Raw genomic sequence first — 18,713 nt, forward strand, 5'->3', positions numbered from 1 at the left:
CGGCAGCATAAGTCAAGGGGCGGGCAGTCTCGGCACGGCTAGCCGGGCCTCGAGTGCCGCCGCCATCGAAAGCACGCTCTCATCCGCAAAGCGCCGCCCGACAATCTGCAGGCCGACAGGCAGGCCATTCGCGGCAAGACCGACAGGCAGCGAGAGGGCGGGCAGCTGCGGCAGCATGTTGAAGGGACAGGTCATGTCGAGACCGATGAAGCGTCCGTCAGCGCCGGTCGCGACATAGTCGTCGTCGCATTCGGTGACCAGCGGGGCGGTGACGGCGCAGGTGGGGCATAGCAGCGCGTCATAGGTCTGGAAGAGGGCGGCCATGTCCCGCCACATGCGGGTGCGCAGCAGCTCGACGCGCTTGTAGGCCGTGGCGTTCATCGCCAGACCGCGTTCGATCATCGAGACGACGGCCGGATCCATCCTTTCGCGGTGGCTCTCGATCGTATCGCCGAAGAAACCCGACATGAAGACGCACCAGATGTCGAACCACTCGTCGTTGACGGCGCGGGTCCATTGCATCGGGACCTCATCGACAATGGCGCCCGCACGGCGAAGCTCCTCAGCGGCATTGCGGACAAGGCGTTCGACCTCGGGCTCGATCTGGTAGTAGCCGAGATCGATCGAGAGTGCGAAGCGCTTGCCCTTGAGGCTGCCTGTTCTCGCCGCATCAGGAGCGAAGCCAATGGGCAACGAGGAGATGTCTTCGTCGCTTGGGCCGGAGGCAGCTTCCATGAAGGAGACGGCGTCGGAGACGGTGCGGGCCAGCGGGCCGAAATGCGAAATGTTGTCGAAGACGCTGGGAAGAATGGTCATCGGGATGCGGCCGAGGCTGGGCTTCAGGCCGACGGCGCCGCTGAGTGCGGCCGGAATTCTGACCGAACCGCCCATGTCCGTGCCTTCGGCGAAGGGCACGACGCCGGTTGCGACAGCCACCGCCGAGCCGCCGGACGAACCGCCGGGCGTATGCTCGGGATTCCAGGGATTGTGCGTCACGCCCCAGCGCGGGCTGTGGGTGAAGCTTGCATAGGCAAATTCGGGGGTGGCGGTCTTGCCCATCAGAATACCGCCGGCCTCCTGCAAGCGGCGGACGACAAGTGCCGTTTCGCCGGGAACCCAATCACCCCTCGTCCAGGAGCCGAGTGTCGTCAGATCGCCCTCGGTCGGTGTCAGGTCCTTGGCTGCGAAGGGTACGCCGTGAAGCGGCCCGGTGGCTTCGCCACGCGCCACCGCGCGGTCGGCAGCGCGGGCGGCTTCCAGCGCCTGATCCTCGCGAATGACGGTGAAGGCGTTCAGCCTCGCGGTCACCAGCCTGGCGCGGTGGATCGATTCCGAGACGATGGATTCGGAACTGAACTGCCCTTCGCGGATACCGCGGGCAATCTGGATCGCGGGAAGATCCAGCGGGTGTGAAATAGTGGCGTCTGCCGGTTTCGTCGTCATGTGAGCATGTTCCATCGGAGTCATTGCATTTCGCTTTGAAAGAGTGCTTGCTGTGTTTCAAGCCCTATCGGGCCTGTGATTTCCAGGACGATCCATGAATTCCGTTTCGAGACCAACTGCCCAGATGCCGGCCTTCGACGTCTGGAATGCTGCTCTCGCTCAGGCAGCGAATGCCATCGGTTCGCGGTCCTTTCCGGATGCGCTTGCCGCGGCGCTCCGGCTGCTTTCGCCGTTTCAGATGATGAATGGCTTCATCTACTCGCCCGATGCTCACGCCTTCGATCTCTATAACGAGAAGATCGTGGCCGAGCGGGCGCTGATCGTCGACCGATATCTGGCCGGCGCCTTCGTGCTCGATCCCTTCTACGATGCGGTGCGTGCCGACAGTAGTGCGCGGATGATCGTGATGCGCGAGATCGCGCCAGACGACTTTGCGCAGACCGAGTATTTCCGCATTCACTACGCAACGACCGAGATCCTCGACGAGATCGGCTTCGTCCTGACGCTGGAGAATGGCTATAGCGCCGTGCTTTCCCTGTCGCGAACCGGAAGCGCGGCATTGTTTTCCGGAGAGGATTTGCAGCGGTTGCGGTCGGCAGCGCCGCTGGTTTGCGCTTTGGCTGGCCGTCATTGGTTCCATGTCTCGGGACTGTCGCTGGAGATCAAGAACGCGGCTCCGGCGGCGCGGATCGAGCATCCGCTGCTGACCAAGCGTGAACTCGAGATCGTGACGCTGATCCTCAAGGGGCATTCCAACCTCTCGCTTGCGGCCGTGCTGGAGCTTTCGCCCAATACCGTCAAGGTGCACCGCCGGCAGATCTACTCGAAACTCAATATTTCCAGCCAGGCCGAGCTATTCAGGCTGTTTCTGGCATAGCCCGGCCGTTGCCGGCCGGGCTGACGCTTGGCGGACGTTATTCGGCAAAATCCATTTCGGGAGGCGCGGACTGGAAGAAGCGCGTCAGGTAGGCGAGGTAGCCGATGCCGATCACCAGCCAGATCAGGCCGAGAACCTTGGCATGCTCGTCGAGGTTCCAGAGCAGGAACAGGTCGCAGACGGCGGCCAGAGCCGGGATGACGAGGCCGACAAGTGCGCCGAGCGGCTTCACCTGCTGGTCACCCTTCATGTAGAGCGCGATGACCGAGATGTTGACGGCGGTGAAGGCCAGGAAGGCGCCGAAGTTGATGAAGGAGGTCGAGGTGGTGACGTCCATGGTCAGCGCCAGCAGGCCGACGATGCCGACGAGGATCAGGTTGATGATGGGCGTGTGCCACTTCGGATGCAGGCTACCAAAGATCGATGAGGGCAGCACGTTGTCGCGGCCCATGGCAAACAGCAGGCGGCCGACACTTGCCTGAGCGGCGAGACCCGAAGTGAACTGGGCGACGACCAGCGTTGCGAGGAAGATGGTGACGAAGACGTCGCCGCCGATCATCTTGGCGATTTCGCTGGCAGCGGCATCGACCGAGACGAAGTCCATGCCGGGATGGGCAAGCTGTGTGATGTAGGCAGCCACGACGAAGATGAGGCCACCGGCAAGGGCGGTGATGAGGATGGCGCGCGGCATGGTGCGTTTGGCATCCTTGGTTTCCTCGGTCAGCGTCGAGACGGCGTCGAAGCCGAGGAAGGAATAGGCGGCGATCGCGGCGCCGGCGATCGATGCGGAGAACGGCACGTCGGTCTTGAAGAACGGCGTTGCCGAGACGAGGCCTGCGGGACCGCTGGCGGCCATGACGTAACGGGCAGCCAGGAACACGAAGGCAATCAGGACGGCGAGCTGCACCAGCATCAGGATGAAATTGACGCGGTTTGCGAAGGCGATGCCGACGACATTGACCAGCGTTGTCAGCACGATGAATCCGATGATCCAGACATAGGCCGGGATCGTCGGGAATGCCGAGGTCAGATAGGCGGCGCCGATCAGCCAGATGACCATCGGCAGGAAGAAGTAATCGAGCAGAACCGCCCAGCCGACGAGGAAGCCGATGCTGGGGCTGATCGAGCGGCGCGCATAGGTGTAGGCGGAGCCGGCAACCGGATAGACGCGGGCCATGACGCCGTAGCTGATCGCCGTCAGCAGAATGGCGGCGGCGGCAACGAGATAGGCCATCGCCGTCGTGCCCTGGCTTGCTGCTGCAAGTGCGCCGAAGGTGCCGAAGACGATCATCGGCGTCATATAGGCCAGGCCGAATAGCACAACGGACCAGAGGCCCAATGCGCGGTCGAGTTTTACTGTGTTGTTCATGTTCCGCCTCCGCGAAGAGTTGTTGATTGATCTTCCCGGGAGCTGCGCAGTGCAATTCTTATAGCTGTTCCGCGCAGGTCACCGCCCGCATTTTTTATTTATGAAGAAAAGATGAACGAGCGGAGCGGGATCGAACATAACCCCAAGGTGTTATGAAGAGCGGCCGTAAAAGACGCCTGCGGGCCCTTCGAAATGCCTGTCCGGCTCATGATCGAAAACTTTGCGCCACCGTACCGCCAATCGCCTGAAGGCGACCTTGCCACCCCCCTGCAAAGCCGCTAAGAGACGCCGCAACTTGAGCCCTTGGGCGCCAAGGCTTCAGAAGCGTTCCAGAACTCCCAATTCGAGCGCTCCGGCCTGCGGTCCGACTGGCTTTGGATGCCGGGTCTGGCGATCGTCTCTCCCGGTGGTTTGTCAATGGCGCGCGAGCTTCCGGAAAATCCCGATCCGGTATCAGGCGCTGGCTGTGGTAGAGGCTTATGGCACGCATCGTTATGAAATTCGGCGGAACATCCGTCGCCGATCTGGACCGCATCAAGAACGTTGCCCGCCATGTGAAACGCGAAGTCGACGCGGGCCACGAGGTCGCGGTCGTCGTTTCAGCGATGTCGGGCAAGACCAACGAGCTGGTCGGCTGGGTGCAGAACATGCCGAAAGTCGTCGGCGCCAACTCGCCATTCTACGATGCGCGCGAATATGATGCCGTTGTTGCTTCGGGCGAGCAGGTGACCGCCGGTCTGCTGGCGATCGCGCTGCAGGCCATGGACATCAATGCGCGCTCCTGGCAGGGCTGGCAGATCGCCATCCGCACGGACAATGCCCATGGCGCCGCCCGCATCCAGGAAATCGACGGTGCGGATATCGTCAAGCGCATGGGCGAGGGACAGGTTGCCGTCATCGCCGGCTTCCAGGGTATCGGCCCCGATAATCGCATCGCAACGCTCGGCCGCGGCGGTTCTGATACCTCTGCCGTTGCCGTTGCCGCGGCGTTGAAGGCTGACCGCTGCGATATTTATACCGACGTCGATGGCGTCTACACGACCGATCCGCGCATAGTGCCGCAGGCGCGCCGCCTGAAGAAGATCGCCTTCGAGGAAATGCTCGAAATGGCATCGCTCGGCGCCAAGGTTTTGCAGGTTCGCTCGGTCGAGCTTGCCATGGTGCACAAGGTTCGTACCTTCGTGCGCTCTTCTTTCGAAGATCCCGATGCTCCGGGCATGGGTGATTTCTTGAATCCGCCCGGAACGCTGATTTGTGACGAGGATGAAATCGTGGAACAGGAAGTAGTCACCGGCATCGCCTATGCCAAGGATGAAGCTCAGATCTCGCTTCGCCGTCTTGCCGACCGGCCGGGCGTTTCCGCCGCGATCTTCGGACCGCTGGCCGAGAACCACATCAATGTCGACATGATCGTCCAGAATATTTCCGAGGACGGTTCGAAGACTGACATGACCTTTACGGTTCCGTCAGGTGATGTCGACAAGGCGATCAAGGTCCTGTCGGACAACAAGCCGGCTATCGGCTACGACGTCGTGCAGCATGAATCCGGTCTGGTGAAGGTATCCGTCATCGGCATCGGCATGCGTTCGCACGCTGGCGTTGCCGCAACGGCCTTCCGCGCGCTCGCGGAAAAGGGTATCAACATCAAGGCGATCACCACGTCGGAGATCAAGATTTCTATCCTGATCGACGGTCCGTATGCGGAACTCGCTGTCAGAACTTTGCATTCCTGCTACGGTCTGGATAAGAATTGATTCCCAGCGGGCGGGCCGCCCCTTCGAGATGAAGAGATGCGGCCGGTTCTGCTGGCCGCATTAGGCGTTTGTTTCGGGGAGCTTGAGACGCAATGAGAGACCTGTCCGGTGGTCCGCGCGTACTGCTCAAGCGGTTGCGCGAGTTGATGGCGGAACCGCTGGAGCCGCAGGAGCGACTCGACCGGATCGTTCGCCAGATTGCCGGCAACATGGTTGCCGAGGTCTGCTCGGTCTACGTGCTGCGTGCCGACGGCGTGCTCGAGCTCTATGCGACCGAAGGTCTGAACAAGGAAGCCGTTCACCTTTCGCAATTGAAGATGGGACAGGGTCTCGTCGGTACGATTGCCGCTTCCGCGCAGCCGCTCAATCTTTCCGATGCGCAGTCGCACCCGGCCTTCCGCTACCTGCCGGAAACCGGCGAAGAGATCTATCATTCCTTCCTTGGTGTGCCGATCCTGAGAACCGGGCGCTCGCTCGGCGTTCTCGTCGTGCAGAACAAGGCCAGCCGCAATTATCGCGACGAAGAGCTGGAAGCGCTGGAAACGACGGCGATGGTGCTCGCCGAGATGATCGCCACCGGCGAACTCAAGAAGATCACCAAGCCCGGCCTCGAGCTCGACCTGACGCGTGCCGTGACGATCGACGGCGATACCTATAATGAAGGCATCGGCCTGGGCTACGTCGTGCTGCACGAGCCGCGCATCGTCGTCACCAATCTGCTGAACGAGGATTCGGACAAGGAAATCCGTCGCCTCGCGGAGTCGATGGGCTCGCTCAGGCTGTCGATCGACGATATGCTGTCGCGCCGTGACGTCTCCATGGAGGGCGAGCACCGCGAGGTTCTCGAAACCTACCGGATGTTCGCGCATGACCAGGGCTGGGTGCGCAAGCTGGAAGAAGCGATCCGCAACGGCCTGACGGCGGAGGCGGCGGTCGAGAAGGTGCAATCGGATACCAAGGCGCGGATGATGCGTCTGACCGATCCCTACCTCCGCGAACGGATGCATGATTTTGAGGATCTGGCCAACCGCCTTCTCAGGCAGCTGACCGGCTATAGCGGCCGGACGACCGCTGACGGCTTCCCGAACGATGCGATCATTTTTGCCCGCGCCATGGGGGCTGCCGAACTACTCGACTATCCTCGGGCGAACGTTCGCGGTCTCGTGCTGGAAGAGGGCGCGGTGACGAGCCATGTGGTCATCGTTGCACGCGCCATGGGCATTGCTGTCATCGGCCAGGCAGCGGGCGTCGTTGCGCTCGCTGAAAACGGCGACGCGGCGATCGTCGATGGTGACGAAGGTCATGTTCACCTGCGCCCGATGCAGGACCTGCAGCGCTCTTATGAGGAGAAGGTGCGCTTCCGCGCCCGCAAGCAGGAGCAGTTCCGCGCCTTGCGAGCTGTCGAACCCGTCACCAAGGATGGCAAACGCATTGCGCTGCAGATGAATGCCGGTCTGCTGGTCGATTTGCCGCAGCTGGCAGAATCCGGTGCCGAGGGTATCGGTCTGTTCCGCACCGAGCTGCAGTTCATGATCGCATCGACGATGCCGAAGGCGGATGAGCAGGAAACCTTTTACCGCAATGTCCTGAAGCAGGCGGCCGGGCGTCCGGTGACGTTCCGCACGCTCGATATCGGCGGCGACAAGGTCGTTCCCTATTTCCGTGGCCACGAGGAAGAAAACCCGGCACTCGGCTGGCGCGCCATCCGTCTGTCGCTTGATCGGCCTGGCCTGCTGCGCACGCAGCTTCGCGCCATGCTGAAGGCAGCCGCCGGAACCGAGCTGAAGATCATGGTGCCGATGGTGACCGAGGTTTCGGAGCTGAAGGCAGTCCGCGAGTTGTTGCAGAAGGAAGTGCAACATCTTTCCCGCTTCGGCCACGGCCTGCCGCGCAAGCTGCAGTTCGGCGCGATGCTGGAGGTTCCGGCGCTGCTCTGGCAGCTGGATGAGCTGATGGAAGCGGCGGATTTCGTTTCTGTCGGCTCCAATGACCTGTTCCAGTTCTCGATGGCAGTCGACCGCGGCAATGCGCGCGTTTCCGACCGTTTCGATACGCTCGGACGTCCGTTCCTGCGGATCCTGCGTGACATCACCCGCGCCGGCGAACGCAACAACACGACCGTGACGCTGTGCGGTGAGCTAGCCGGCAAGCCGATCTCGGCAATGGCGCTATTGGGGATCGGTTTCCGCTCGGTCTCGATGTCGCCGGCCTCGATCGGGCCGGTGAAGGCGATGCTGCTCGGGCTCGACGTTTCGGCGCTTTCGAAGCTGATGGACGAGGCGCTCGACGATACGCATGCGACGGAATCCGTGCGCGACATTCTTGTCCGTTTCGCCAGCAGCCACAATATTCCCCTTTAGACAACGATAAGAAGAATTGGAGTGAAGGGTGGCGAAGCTTCCCCTGGAAAAGATGCGCGAGCTGGAACGCCGCTTCGGCGAGATCGAAGCGCGCATGTCCGCCGGTCCTGCGGCCGACGTCTATGTGAAGCTCGCCTCCGAATATTCCGAGCTGCAGCCCGTGGTCGGCAAGATCCGCGCCTATCAGAAGGCGGTGGATGAATTTGCCGATCTGGAAGTGCTGCTAGAGGACAAGTCTGTCGATCGCGATATGCGCGAACTCGCCGAGCTTGAATATCCCGATGTGAAGGAGCGGATCGAGGGGCTGGAGCAGGAGATCCAGATCCTGCTGCTGCCTAAGGACGCAGCCGACGAGAAGAGTGCCATCCTGGAAATCCGTGCCGGAACCGGTGGTTCCGAAGCTGCGCTTTTCGCCGGCGATCTGTTCCGCATGTACGAGCGCTTTGCGGCTGCCAATGGCTGGAAGGTCGAGGTCCTGTCGTCGAGCGAGGGTGAAGCTGGCGGCTTCAAGGAAATCATCGCGACGATCACCGGCCGTGGCGTGTTCGCCAAGCTGAAATTCGAATCCGGCGTACACCGTGTCCAGCGCGTGCCGGAGACGGAAGCAGGCGGGCGTATCCACACCTCGGCCGCGACAGTAGCGGTTCTGCCGGAGGCCGAGGAGATCGACATCGAAATCCGGGCGGAAGATATCCGCATCGATACGATGCGCTCGTCGGGTGCCGGCGGCCAGCACGTCAACACGACGGACTCTGCGGTGCGCATCACGCACCTGCCGACCGGTATCGTCGTCACCAGTTCCGAGAAGTCGCAGCACCAGAACCGGGCGAAAGCGATGCAGGTACTTCGGTCGCGTCTCTACGACGCCGAGCGGCAGAGGGCCGACAGCGAGCGTTCTGCCGACCGGAAGAGCCAGGTGGGCTCGGGCGACCGCTCCGAACGCATCCGAACCTACAATTTCCCGCAGGGCCGCATCACCGATCACCGCATCAACCTGACGCTCTACAAGCTTGATCGGATGATGGTCGGCGAGATCGACGAAGTCGTCGATGCGTTGCTGGCCGACTATCAGGCAAGCCAGCTCGCCAGCCTCGGCGAACAGCAATGACGGCAAGCGGGCGAACGGTTTCGGCGGTTCTTTCCGAAGCCCGCCGCCGCTTCACGGAAGCCGGGATCGCCGATCCCGCAACGGATGCCCGTCTGCTCGTGGCCGGATTGCTCGGCCTTTCGGCGACGGAAATGCTGACGCGGGCGAACGAGGCTCCGGCGAACGACAGGATTGCGGCGATCGACGCCGCCATCGAGCGGCGGCTGCAGCACGAACCCGTTCATCGTATTCTCGGCGAGCGTGAATTCTACGGCCTGCCGCTGTCGCTGTCGGCAGGCACACTGGAGCCGCGGCCGGATACCGAAATCCTTGTCGACGTGATGCTTCCCTATTTGAGAAACCTTGCAAGTTCGGGCGCGGATCTCCATATCCTTGATATAGGCACAGGAACGGGGGCGATCTGTCTGGCGCTTTTGAGCGAACTCCCGCAAGCCAAGGGAATTGGCAGCGACATCTCCTCCGATGCACTGGCAACGGCAAAAGCCAATGCCGAAAGAAACGGGCTTCAGGAACGATTCGAGGCTTTGCAATCCAGCTGGTTCGAGAACGTCGAAGGACGCTTTCATGCGATCGTCTCAAATCCGCCCTATATTGCTTCCAAGGTCGTTCACGATCTCGCGCCCGAAGTGACGAAATTTGATCCTGCGGCCGCTTTGGATGGCGGTCCGGATGGGCTTGACGCCTACAGAGCGATAGCCAAGGATGCAGCGAGGTTCTTGCGGCCAGACGGTATCGTCGGACTGGAGATCGGATACGATCAGCGGGACGACGTCACTGCGGTTTTTGAAGCTGCAGGCTTCCAGCGTCTCGCGTCCGTCAAAGATTACGGCCAGAATGACCGGGTGCTCGTGTTCGCACTCAATGTCTGAGCGACAAATTGCAGCATTAAACAGGACGATATTGCTATTGCGAAGAAAAGGCTTGGATTTCCCCGGGAAGCAAGATAGGTTGCGCTCACGCGTTGGGCACCCAAGAAGGAACGAAGATTCGTTCGGTACTTGGTCAGCCTCGGGGGTCCACTCTTTTAAACGAGAGTTTCAAAGGTTGAACACGACCCAATGCGTGAATCAGTCAATATGACTTGAGAACAAGCGGCAGGTCGGCGCGAAGGCGCATCATGCTTGCGGCACGAAAGCTCTGACCGGTTTCCGGCATTGCGGTCGGTGCCTTAACTCCACACAAACAGAGAATTCAGGTGAACGATCGATGAGGCCAGGACAGCAGAACAAGCGCGGTCGAGGGCGTGGCAGCAACAACAATGGCGGCGGCGGAAGCAACAATAACAACAACTTCAACCGCAAGGGTGGCAATCCGCTGACACGGACCTACGACAGCTCGGGTCCGGACGTAAAGGTTCGCGGTACCGCCCAGAACATTGCTGAAAAATATGCTCAGCTCGCCCGTGATGCCCAGAGCTCCGGCGATCGCGTCATGGCCGAGAACTATCTTCAGCATGCCGAGCATTATAACCGCATCATCGCGAGTGCTCAGGCGCAGATGCAGGAGCGCTTCCAGCGCGACGAGCGCGGCGAATACCAGGACGGCGCCGAGAATGGCGACGATTCGGATGGCGATAACGACGATGTCGTCGTTGTTCAGCCGCCCCGCGATCAGCAGCAGCCGCGCGAACAGCATCAGCAGCGTGAACAGCGCGAGCCCCGTGAACAACGCGAACCTCGTGAACCCCGCGAGCAGCGGGAGCCCCGGGAACCGCGCGCCGAACGTGAGCCGCGCCGCGAAGCGCCGGCTCCGGCCGTCGCTGCCGAGGTTATCGACGGCACGGGTCCGCAGCCTGAGATCGAGGGCATTCCTGTCGAGGTTTCGATGGAAGAGGAAGGCGGCCAGTCGAGCGAGCGCCAGCCGCGCCGCCGCAGCACCGGCAGCCGCCCCCGTCGTCCGCGCCGCGCCAGCGGTGAGGGTGAAGGCGAGGCCGCAGCCGACGCTCCCGCACTGGCTGACGCCGCTTCGGAATAAGCATTTCTGCTAATGGAATAAGAAAGGCCGCCTTGAGGGCGGCCTTTTTCGTTGAGGCGTCCCGTTCTGGAAAGCGATCGAGGCATTGAGGAAGAATGTCCGCGGTGGCCGACGAATTTGCCGCGGTTGTCGCATCAGTTCCTGCGCTCTGCCTTTGCCCGCAAGCCTGCAAGCCGGCGCTTCGTCTCGATCGCACGGGACTGATTTCTGACGGCAACGCCGTAGGCAAGCATGTCGCCGGTGACGATGGCGCCGAGGGTCCAGCTTGCGAGCTTGGACGGGGAACCGATGCAGGTCAGCAGCGCATCGACCTTATCTTTGTAAAGCGCACGCAGCTGAACGCCGCAGACGAGGATGAGCTTGCAGCCGATCTCGCTCATCTGGCTGGCAACCATCGAAAATTCGGGTGTTTCATGCACCGCATTGAAAAGCACGACGACATCGCTTGCACGGAGATCGAGCAGATCGTTGGCAAGCGTGAAGCCCGATGCGCCGGACCATCTTGTTCTCAACCCGGCGCGGCTGAGCGCCATGGCGCAATGGCGGGCTTCGATCTCGGCGGTCCCCATTCCAAGACACCAGACGGTATCGGCGCCTTCCAGCAGCGACACGGCTGCAGACAGCATCTGCTCATCAAACTGCTCCTCGGTCGAAGTGAGAACCTCGCGGGCTGTCGCGAACATCTGTTGCGCGACTTTCGGTAGTTCGCTGCCGGTGCCGCGAAAGCGTTGTTCCAGGCGGTCGCTGGTCGGAATGGTCTTCGCCATCGTGCGGCTGCAGACGCGTTTCAGCTCCGGCAGGCCACTGAAGCCGAGGCGGCGCGCCGTGCGGATGACGGTGGCGTCGCTGGTGCCCGCATCGGAGGCAATCTCTTCGGCGCTCTTGAAGATCAGCACGTCGATCGGCAGCGCAACCAGATATTCGGCAACGGCAAGCTCCGAGCGGCTCAGCTGCGTTCTATGCTGGTCGAAATGCTGCTTGAGCACGCCAGAGGCCCGGTCGCTTGTTTCCATCTGCTTCCCCTCATTGCGATCACGGAATCGCGAATATCCGAATTTCCTGCTGATAGATACGGAAAATCACCGGCTTAGCCATGGCGGGGTGTCATCCCCGCACGGATCTGTGATTGCAAAGCTTGCGCTCGCGGCGCCCAGTTCATACCTTTATATCAGTGCGCTGTCCTGACAGCCCCGCTTTCGGCCAGCGCATCTGCGGTCAGGATAAAGAGATGAATACAGATCAGATTTTGCGGTCAATTGTGGCCGTTCGGTCCTCCATCGCCGAGGACGCCTTTACCGCTGCCACGCTCGGCACAGTCAGAGAAGGCAGCGGCGTCGTCATTCGTGAAAACGGCCTCGTGCTGACCATCGGCTACCTGATCACAGAAGCCGAGGAAGTTTGGCTGACGCGTCAGGACGGTCATGTCGTTGCCGGGCATGCGCTTGCCTATGATCAGGAAACCGGCTTCGGTCTGATCCAGGCGCTTGGTGCGCTCGACCTCCCGGCACTGCCGCTCGGCAATTCCTCGGATGCCAAGGTCGGTGATCCCGTGATGCTGGCCGATGGTATAGGGCAGTTCGTCCGGGCCAATATCGTCGCCAAACAGGAATTCGCAGGCTACTGGGAATATCTGCTCGACGAGGCGATTTTCACGGCGCCCGCCCATCCCTCCTGGGGCGGTGCTGCTCTTGTCGATGCCGAGGGCAAGCTGCTCGGCATCGGTTCGCTCCGGCTGCAGATGGCAAAGGATGGTGACGTCGCGGATATCAACATGACGGTGCCGATCGATCTTCTGCGCCCGATCCTCGACGACCTGCTCAATCGCGGCCAGATCAACAAGCCTGCGCGGCCCTGGCTCGGCGCTTTTTCGGCGGAGAACAACGGCGAGGTCATCGTCATGAGCGTGGCGCCGGATGGTCCTGCCGCCAAGGCGGGGCTGAAGCGGGGTGACGTTATCTCCGAAATCCGGGACGGCGAGGTGGAAGGACTTGCGGATTTCTATCGCAAGGTCTGGGAAAGCGGTTCGGCCGGTGCCGAAATCCCGATGCGCGTGCTGCGCGACGGGCGCGAAGCCTGGCTGCGCATCAAGTCCGCCGACCGCAACAGCTTCCTTAAAAAGCCGCAGCTTCAATAGGTCTTCGGCGTTCTGCGCGACGCGTTTCGCGGCTCTTGAAAAATCCTGAGCGAGCGGCAGCAATCGCTGCCGCTTTTCAATGCAATCCCCCTTTAAACTGCTGCGATATCCCACCATATTCGTCTCCGATTGCTTCGCCGAAATCCCAAAACGGTGGAGCCGGGCTTGCCTTTCAGGGAGCTCAATCTCAATCATCGGCCTGTGCCTCTTCAGGGCAGGGCGATCCATGGAGGTACAGCATGAATATCGAAAAATACTCCGAGCGCGTTCGCGGCTTCGTCCAGTCCGCTCAGACCTACGCTTTGGCCCAGGGCCACCAGCAATTCACGCCCGAGCATGTGCTCAAAGTGCTGCTCGACGACGACCAGGGTATGGCCGCCTCGCTGATCGAGCGTGCCGGTGGCGACGCCAAGGCCGCTCGTCTGGCAAACGACGCTGCCCTTGCGAAGCTTCCCAAAGTGTCGGGCGGCAGCGGCAACATCTATCTCGCGGCACCGCTTGCGAAAGTGTTTTCGACGGCCGAAGAGGCTGCGAAGAAGGCAGGCGACAGCTTCGTGACCGTCGAACGTCTGCTGCAGGCGCTGGCAATCGAGTCGTCTGCTTCCACCGCGCAGAGCCTCAGGAATGCAGGCGTTTCGGCGCAGAGCCTCAACCAGGTCATCAACGAAATCCGCAAGGGCCGCACGGCAGACTCTTCCAATGCCGAACAGGGCTTCGATTCCCTGAAGAAATACGCACGCGACCTCACCGCCGAGGCTCGCGAGGGCAGGCTCGACCCTGTAATCGGCCGCGACGACGAAATCCGCCGCACCATCCAGGTTCTCTCCCGGCGCACCAAGAACAACCCGGTGCTGATCGGCGAACCCGGCGTCGGCAAGACCGCCATCGTCGAGGGGCTCGCGTTGCGCATCGTCAATGGCGACGTGCCCGAAAGCCTCAAGGACAAGAAGCTGATGGCGCTCGACATGGGTGCGCTGATTGCCGGTGCGAAGTTCCGCGGCGAGTTCGAGGAACGCCTGAAGGCGGTGCTGAACGAAGTTCAGTCCGAAAACGGCGAGATCATCCTGTTCATCGACGAAATGCACACGCTTGTCGGTGCCGGCAAGGCCGATGGGGCGATGGATGCGTCCAATCTGCTGAAGCCAGCGCTTGCCCGCGGCGAGCTGCATTGCGTCGGCGCGACCACGCTCGACGAATACCGCAAGCATGTCGAGAAGGATCCGGCTCTTGCCCGCCGCTTCCAGCCCGTCGTCGTCGATGAGCCGACGGTCGAAGACACGATCTCGATCCTGCGGGGCCTGAAGGAAAAGTACGAGCAGCATCACAAAGTTCGTATCTCGGATTCGTCCCTAGTCGCGGCCGCGACTCTGTCGAACCGCTACATCACCGACCGCTTCCTGCCGGATAAGGCGATCGACCTCATGGACGAGGCTGCTGCCCGCCTGCGCATGCAGGTCGATTCCAAGCCGGAAGAGCTCGACGAACTCGATCGCCGCATCATGCAGCTGAAGATCGAGCGCGAAGCGCTGAAGAAGGAAACCGACGTTGCTTCGGCCGACCGCCTGAAGCGGTTGGAGACCGAACTTACCGATCTCGAAGAAGAGGCCGATGCCCTGACCGCCCGCTGGCAGTCGGAAAAGCAGAAGCTCGGCCTTGCCGCGGATATCAAGAAGCAGCTCGATGAGGCTCGGAACGAACTGGCGATCGCCCAGCGCAAGGGTGAATTCCAGCGCGCCGGCGAATTGACCTACGGGGTGATCCCGGAGCTTGAAAAGCAGCTTACCGATGCCGAAAAGCAGGATGGCGATCGCGGCGCGATGGTGCAGGAGGTCGTGACCCCCGACAATATCGCCCATATCGTTTCCCGCTGGACCGGTATCCCTGTCGACAAGATGCTGGAAGGCGAACGCGACAAGCTGCTGAGAATGGAAGACGAGCTGGCGAAATCGGTGATCGGCCAGGGTGATGCGGTGCAGGCCGTGTCGCGTGCCGTCCGCCGTGCGCGCGCCGGTCTTCAGGATCCGAACCGGCCGATCGGCTCGTTCATCTTCCTCGGCCCGACCGGCGTCGGCAAGACCGAACTGACAAAGGCACTCGCCCGCTTCCTGTTCGACGACGAGACGGCGATGGTGCGCATGGATATGTCTGAATACATGGAGAAGCACTCCGTGGCCCGGCTGATCGGTGCCCCTCCCGGCTATGTCGGCTATGATGAAGGTGGTGCGCTGACGGAAGCCGTCCGCCGCCGGCCCTATCAGGTCGTGCTGTTCGACGAGATCGAGAAGGCGCATCCCGATGTCTTCAACATCCTGCTACAGGTTCTCGATGATGGCCGCCTGACCGATGGTCAGGGCCGCACCGTCGATTTCCGCAACACGATGATCATCATGACCTCCAACCTGGGCGCCGACTACCTGACCCAGCTTTCAGAGGGCGACGACAGCGAAAGCGTTCGCGAACAGGTGATGGACGTCGTCAAGGCGCATTTCCGTCCGGAGTTCCTGAACCGTATCGACGAGATCATCCTTTTCCATCGCCTGAAGCGCGAGGAAATGGGCGCAATCGTCGATATCCAGCTGAAGCGGCTGGTGGCTTTGCTCTCCGAGCGCAAGATCATCATCGATCTTGACGAGGATGCGCGCAACTGGCTGGCCAACAAGGGCTACGATCCTGTTTATGGCGCTCGTCCGCTGAAGCGGGTGATCCAGAAATATGTTCAGGATCCGCTGGCTGAACAGATCCTGTCGGGCGAGGTGCCTGACGGTTCGATGGTCAAGGTGACGAACGGCACCGACCGGCTGCTGTTCCGCACCAAGCAGACAGTCAGCGAAGCGGCATAAACCGCGCGCGCCCGACGATGAGATGACGTGCCGTCCCGCGAGAGATCCGGGGCGGCATTTTCATGTGCGCCGAGCGGTCATGTTCTGGTGTGGAGACATATCAGGCGGTTTCGCCTGCCGCCTGAACGCTGCGCAGGCTCGCCGCTTCCATCAGGGAGCGGGCAATGGCGTTGCGCAGGAGAAAGGCGTTGGATTTTGTTCGTTTCTTGTCCAGAGCCTGGGCGGCATCCATGAGAAGAAATCCTTCTTTCGAAAGGATCTCATGTGCCTTGCACAAAGCCCACGTTTCGAATGCATCGCTCGATTCCATGTCGCCCGCCAAATCATTTAGCTAAACCGATGCCGAATCACTTTCGAATAGTCTACTTCAAATGAATTCTACTTGAATCGAAATTTTTTGGGGTGGTTTCTACTCGCTGGGCGGAGCATCGCCGTTGCATGGCAGAGGCGAGATTACTTGCTGGCAACCTGATCGACGGGCTGGTTGTTCAGCAACGTATCGATACGCTTGCGCTCGTCCTGGAATTTCGCCAGCGCGTCGCCATCCAGCGATTTTCCGCCGGGCAGACGGATGCGTAGCGGATCGACCTTGGTGCCGTTGACGATCATCTCGTAGTGAAGATGCGGGCCGGTCGATTCACCTGTCGTGCCGACCCAGCCGATCACCTGACCCTGACGGACCTTGGCACCGGGGACCACGCCCTTGGCGATGGCGCTCTGGTGGTTATACGAGGATTCATAGCCGTTGGCGTGACGGACGATCGTCTGGTTGCCGTAGCCACCGGAGTCCCAGCCGGCCTTCTCGACGACGCCATTGCCCGTTGCGATGATCGGCGTGCCGCGGGGCGCGGCCCAATCGACGCCGGTATGCATGCGGGCAAAGCCCAGGATCGGGTGACGGCGCATGCCGAAGCCGGATTTGAAGATGCCGTTCGGAACCGGATTGCGCAGCAGGAACTGGCGGATGCTCTTGCCGTCCTCGTCGAAATAATCGACGCTGCCATCATCGGCCTGGAAACGGTAGAAGCGGATCGCCGTGTCGCCGAAGCGGGCGTTGACATAGAGCAGTTCGGAATCGTCCGTGGCCTTGCCTGTCGAGTCGGCGACCGAGAAGAACGCTTCGAGGAAATCGCTCGATTTCAGCTGTGCCTGGAAATCGACATTGGCGGCCAGAAGCTTGATGATCAGCGCCGTCATGTCCTTGGTCATGCCGTAGGACAGAGCGGCCCGATAGATACCGTCATAGACACGCGGCAGATTCTGGCCCGATGGAACCGACAGCGTGTCGTCGCTGAAGGCGGTCGCCACAGCGTCGAGATGCGGCGGTTCGCTGGCGACGACGAAACGGCCCTTGTCATCGAGCGCGATGGTGACCAGATGCCTTGCGCCACGATAGACGCTGGCGCGGATCAGCCTTGCCTGTTCGCCCTTCTGGATGATGCCGATGCGCAGCACGTCGCCTTTCGAGAGCTCTTCGCTGCCGAGCGGCTGAGAGAGGTAGCCCGACAGCATTGTGGCCTGCGGCTCGGGGTAGCCGGCATCGATCAGCGCCTTGGCGATCGGAACATCCTGGCGCGCCGGGATGATATCGTCGGCAAATTCTTCGGTTTGCGGGGTAATCGTTTCAGGCGCTGAGACGGTCATGTTCTGCTCGAGCACGCGGGCGGAAAGACCGGCGGTCAGATCTACATCGTTGTCTTCGTTGGAGAAGCGCTGCGGATCGACGTAGTAGAGCGCAGCCACCTGCGATGAGCCGTCCGTTAGAACGGAACCGTTGGAACGGACATTTTCTTCGACTTCTTCCAAAGACATGCCGGCGGCAACCTTGAGGTCGCTCTTGCCGGTCGGGAAGGGCACGGACTTAAGGGCGACTTCGGATTCGACATCGGAGCCGTAGATGGCGCCGGTGCGTTGTGCTGGTGCCGGTAGCGGCTCGTCGGCGGAAAAAATCGAGAGCGCGTCGAAATCCGGATAATCCTCAGTCGCGACATGGTTTGCGGCAAGGCGCATCTTCACATGCGAAAAGGGTTGGCGGCGCACCACTTCCTTGTCGCCATCATGAACGACTGTCGAGACCTCCATGATCGCCTTGTCGGAAGGCTTGGCGGCAATTGCCGGCGCGATCAGCCTTCCGCCACGGGTTACCGCGGCATCCTCGTGGCTGTCTGCATTGACGTTGGCATAGGCTTCCGCCGGGATCGCCAGCTGCTGGCGGCCGTCAAGGGCGGCGAACAGGGCGACTCCCATCAGGATGCTCGAGGTGATACCCGTCAGAAAGGTGCCGGAAAGCCAGCGGAGCGAAACCTCGCGCTTGTCGGGCGCACGCCTGCCATCGGCGAGAAGCGGCGGCTCGTTGCCCAACGAGCGGATCATCATCTTCTCCGTCATCATGGCAGCTGCGTCCGCGTCCTTTCATGGGCTTCTTCGGGGCCGTACTGGCTGGGCCTGAAGATGTGCATATTTTGCGCACGCGAGTCAAATCAGGTGCCTTATGACTGTAAGACCTGAAACTGGCTCGAATGCTGCGTCCTTATCCGTATCGATTGTGCTCCTGTCACGGCGGAATGATGGCGCCCCACAATTTTGAAGGGGTAAGCGGGCAAACCGGGCGCTCTGCCTGCTTTCAGCACGTCCATCATCGTGCTCCGCGCCATCCATTTCGAATTCTCTTTCAATTACAATTATTTACGAGAAACATTGGAATTCTTTGTTGGGTGCTGTTGACTGTTATCGGGTGATAGCCGTATAAGCCGCGTCACTGAACGAGGGCGGCGGCGCTGCAGGCGACGAAGTCTTTCGCTCTAGGATTTCTTGAAGGTTGGCCTTTGAGGCTGATTTGTTCCCAGGCTTTCGG

General features: G+C 61.2%; 13 protein-coding genes. 8 read left to right on the top strand and 5 right to left on the bottom strand.

The features are described from left to right. Nucleotides 1–12 precede the first annotated feature (12 nt). Nucleotides 13–1,443 carry an amidase gene (locus tag AC1DIJ_RS09695; RefSeq protein WP_112386088.1) on the bottom strand — a complete coding sequence of 477 codons (1,431 nt, stop codon included), beginning with the start codon at nucleotides 1,441–1,443 and terminating at the stop codon, nucleotides 13–15. Nucleotides 1,444–1,537: 94 nt separating this feature from the next. On the opposite strand from AC1DIJ_RS09695, the gene AC1DIJ_RS09700 reads away from it, so the two are divergent. Next, on the top strand, nucleotides 1,538–2,320 hold the full coding sequence (locus AC1DIJ_RS09700; protein WP_112386087.1) for a response regulator transcription factor: 783 nt from the start codon (nucleotides 1,538–1,540) through the stop codon (nucleotides 2,318–2,320). A gap of 37 nt (nucleotides 2,321–2,357) precedes the next feature. Here AC1DIJ_RS09700 and AC1DIJ_RS09705 read toward each other — a convergent pair whose 3' ends face one another. Then, nucleotides 2,358–3,689, bottom strand: a complete 1,332-nt coding sequence (locus AC1DIJ_RS09705) for an APC family permease (protein WP_112386086.1) — start codon at nucleotides 3,687–3,689, stop codon at nucleotides 2,358–2,360. Between the two features lie 479 nt (nucleotides 3,690–4,168). On the opposite strand from AC1DIJ_RS09705, the gene AC1DIJ_RS09710 reads away from it, so the two are divergent. The 5 genes from AC1DIJ_RS09710 to AC1DIJ_RS09730 all read left to right on the top strand — a co-directional run bounded on the left by AC1DIJ_RS09710 (nucleotide 4,169) and on the right by AC1DIJ_RS09730 (nucleotide 10,885). Continuing rightward, nucleotides 4,169–5,443, top strand: a complete 1,275-nt coding sequence (locus AC1DIJ_RS09710; protein WP_112386085.1) for an aspartate kinase — start codon at nucleotides 4,169–4,171, stop codon at nucleotides 5,441–5,443. Between the two features lie 92 nt (nucleotides 5,444–5,535). Beyond that, nucleotides 5,536–7,803, top strand: coding sequence for a phosphoenolpyruvate--protein phosphotransferase (ptsP, locus tag AC1DIJ_RS09715; RefSeq protein WP_112386084.1), 2,268 nt, complete (start codon nucleotides 5,536–5,538; stop codon nucleotides 7,801–7,803). A gap of 28 nt (nucleotides 7,804–7,831) precedes the next feature. Further along, complete coding sequence (gene prfA / locus AC1DIJ_RS09720; RefSeq protein ID WP_112386083.1) at nucleotides 7,832–8,911, top strand: peptide chain release factor 1; 1,080 nt, start codon at nucleotides 7,832–7,834, stop codon at nucleotides 8,909–8,911. Further along, complete coding sequence (gene prmC, locus AC1DIJ_RS09725) at nucleotides 8,908–9,780, top strand: peptide chain release factor N(5)-glutamine methyltransferase (protein WP_112386082.1); 873 nt, start codon at nucleotides 8,908–8,910, stop codon at nucleotides 9,778–9,780. The genes prfA and prmC overlap by 4 nt, the downstream gene beginning before the upstream one ends. A gap of 337 nt (nucleotides 9,781–10,117) precedes the next feature. After that, a complete protein-coding gene (locus AC1DIJ_RS09730) occupies nucleotides 10,118–10,885 on the top strand; it encodes a DUF4167 domain-containing protein (RefSeq protein WP_112386081.1) in 768 nt (255 codons plus the stop codon). Between the two features lie 134 nt (nucleotides 10,886–11,019). Here AC1DIJ_RS09730 and AC1DIJ_RS09735 read toward each other — a convergent pair whose 3' ends face one another. Beyond that, on the bottom strand, nucleotides 11,020–11,898 hold the full coding sequence (locus tag AC1DIJ_RS09735) for a MurR/RpiR family transcriptional regulator (protein ID WP_112386080.1): 879 nt from the start codon (nucleotides 11,896–11,898) through the stop codon (nucleotides 11,020–11,022). Nucleotides 11,899–12,113: 215 nt separating this feature from the next. Between AC1DIJ_RS09735 and AC1DIJ_RS09740 the strand changes: the two genes are divergently transcribed. Both AC1DIJ_RS09740 and clpB read left to right on the top strand, forming a co-directional pair. Then, entirely contained in the window at nucleotides 12,114–13,019 is a 906-nt protein-coding gene (locus AC1DIJ_RS09740; RefSeq protein ID WP_112386079.1) for a S1C family serine protease, read from the top strand. 239 nt (nucleotides 13,020–13,258) lie between these two features. After that, complete coding sequence (clpB, locus tag AC1DIJ_RS09745; RefSeq protein ID WP_112386078.1) at nucleotides 13,259–15,859, top strand: ATP-dependent chaperone ClpB; 2,601 nt, start codon at nucleotides 13,259–13,261, stop codon at nucleotides 15,857–15,859. 100 nt (nucleotides 15,860–15,959) lie between these two features. Here clpB and AC1DIJ_RS09750 read toward each other — a convergent pair whose 3' ends face one another. Both AC1DIJ_RS09750 and AC1DIJ_RS09755 read right to left on the bottom strand, forming a co-directional pair. Continuing rightward, nucleotides 15,960–16,091 (bottom strand): hypothetical protein, encoded by a 132-nt coding sequence (locus tag AC1DIJ_RS09750; RefSeq protein WP_477831382.1) that lies wholly within the window; start codon nucleotides 16,089–16,091, stop codon nucleotides 15,960–15,962. A 221-nt stretch (nucleotides 16,092–16,312) separates the two neighbouring features. Continuing rightward, nucleotides 16,313–18,250, bottom strand: a complete 1,938-nt coding sequence (locus AC1DIJ_RS09755; protein WP_112386076.1) for a M23 family metallopeptidase — start codon at nucleotides 18,248–18,250, stop codon at nucleotides 16,313–16,315. Between the last annotated feature and the right edge of the window lie 463 nt (nucleotides 18,251–18,713).

The organism is Rhizobium sp. 10N427 (genome assembly GCF_056394605.1).

Bases quoted from the DNA above. Each gene is read 5' to 3' on its own strand.
- AC1DIJ_RS09695 (WP_112386088.1), bottom strand. From the start codon at position 1,443: ATGACGACGAAACCGGCAGACGCCACTATTTCACACCCGCTGGATCTT.
- AC1DIJ_RS09700 (WP_112386087.1), top strand. From the start codon at position 1,538: ATGAATTCCGTTTCGAGACCAACTGCCCAGATGCCGGCCTTCGACGTC.
- AC1DIJ_RS09705 (WP_112386086.1), bottom strand. From the start codon at position 3,689: ATGAACAACACAGTAAAACTCGACCGCGCATTGGGCCTCTGGTCCGTT.
- AC1DIJ_RS09710 (WP_112386085.1), top strand. From the start codon at position 4,169: ATGGCACGCATCGTTATGAAATTCGGCGGAACATCCGTCGCCGATCTG.
- ptsP (WP_112386084.1), top strand. From the start codon at position 5,536: ATGAGAGACCTGTCCGGTGGTCCGCGCGTACTGCTCAAGCGGTTGCGC.
- prmC (WP_112386082.1), top strand. From the start codon at position 8,908: ATGACGGCAAGCGGGCGAACGGTTTCGGCGGTTCTTTCCGAAGCCCGC.
- AC1DIJ_RS09730 (WP_112386081.1), top strand. From the start codon at position 10,118: ATGAGGCCAGGACAGCAGAACAAGCGCGGTCGAGGGCGTGGCAGCAAC.
- AC1DIJ_RS09735 (WP_112386080.1), bottom strand. From the start codon at position 11,898: ATGGAAACAAGCGACCGGGCCTCTGGCGTGCTCAAGCAGCATTTCGAC.
- AC1DIJ_RS09740 (WP_112386079.1), top strand. From the start codon at position 12,114: ATGAATACAGATCAGATTTTGCGGTCAATTGTGGCCGTTCGGTCCTCC.
- clpB (WP_112386078.1), top strand. From the start codon at position 13,259: ATGAATATCGAAAAATACTCCGAGCGCGTTCGCGGCTTCGTCCAGTCC.
- AC1DIJ_RS09750 (WP_477831382.1), bottom strand. From the start codon at position 16,091: ATGGATGCCGCCCAGGCTCTGGACAAGAAACGAACAAAATCCAACGCC.
- AC1DIJ_RS09755 (WP_112386076.1), bottom strand. From the start codon at position 18,250: ATGATGACGGAGAAGATGATGATCCGCTCGTTGGGCAACGAGCCGCCG.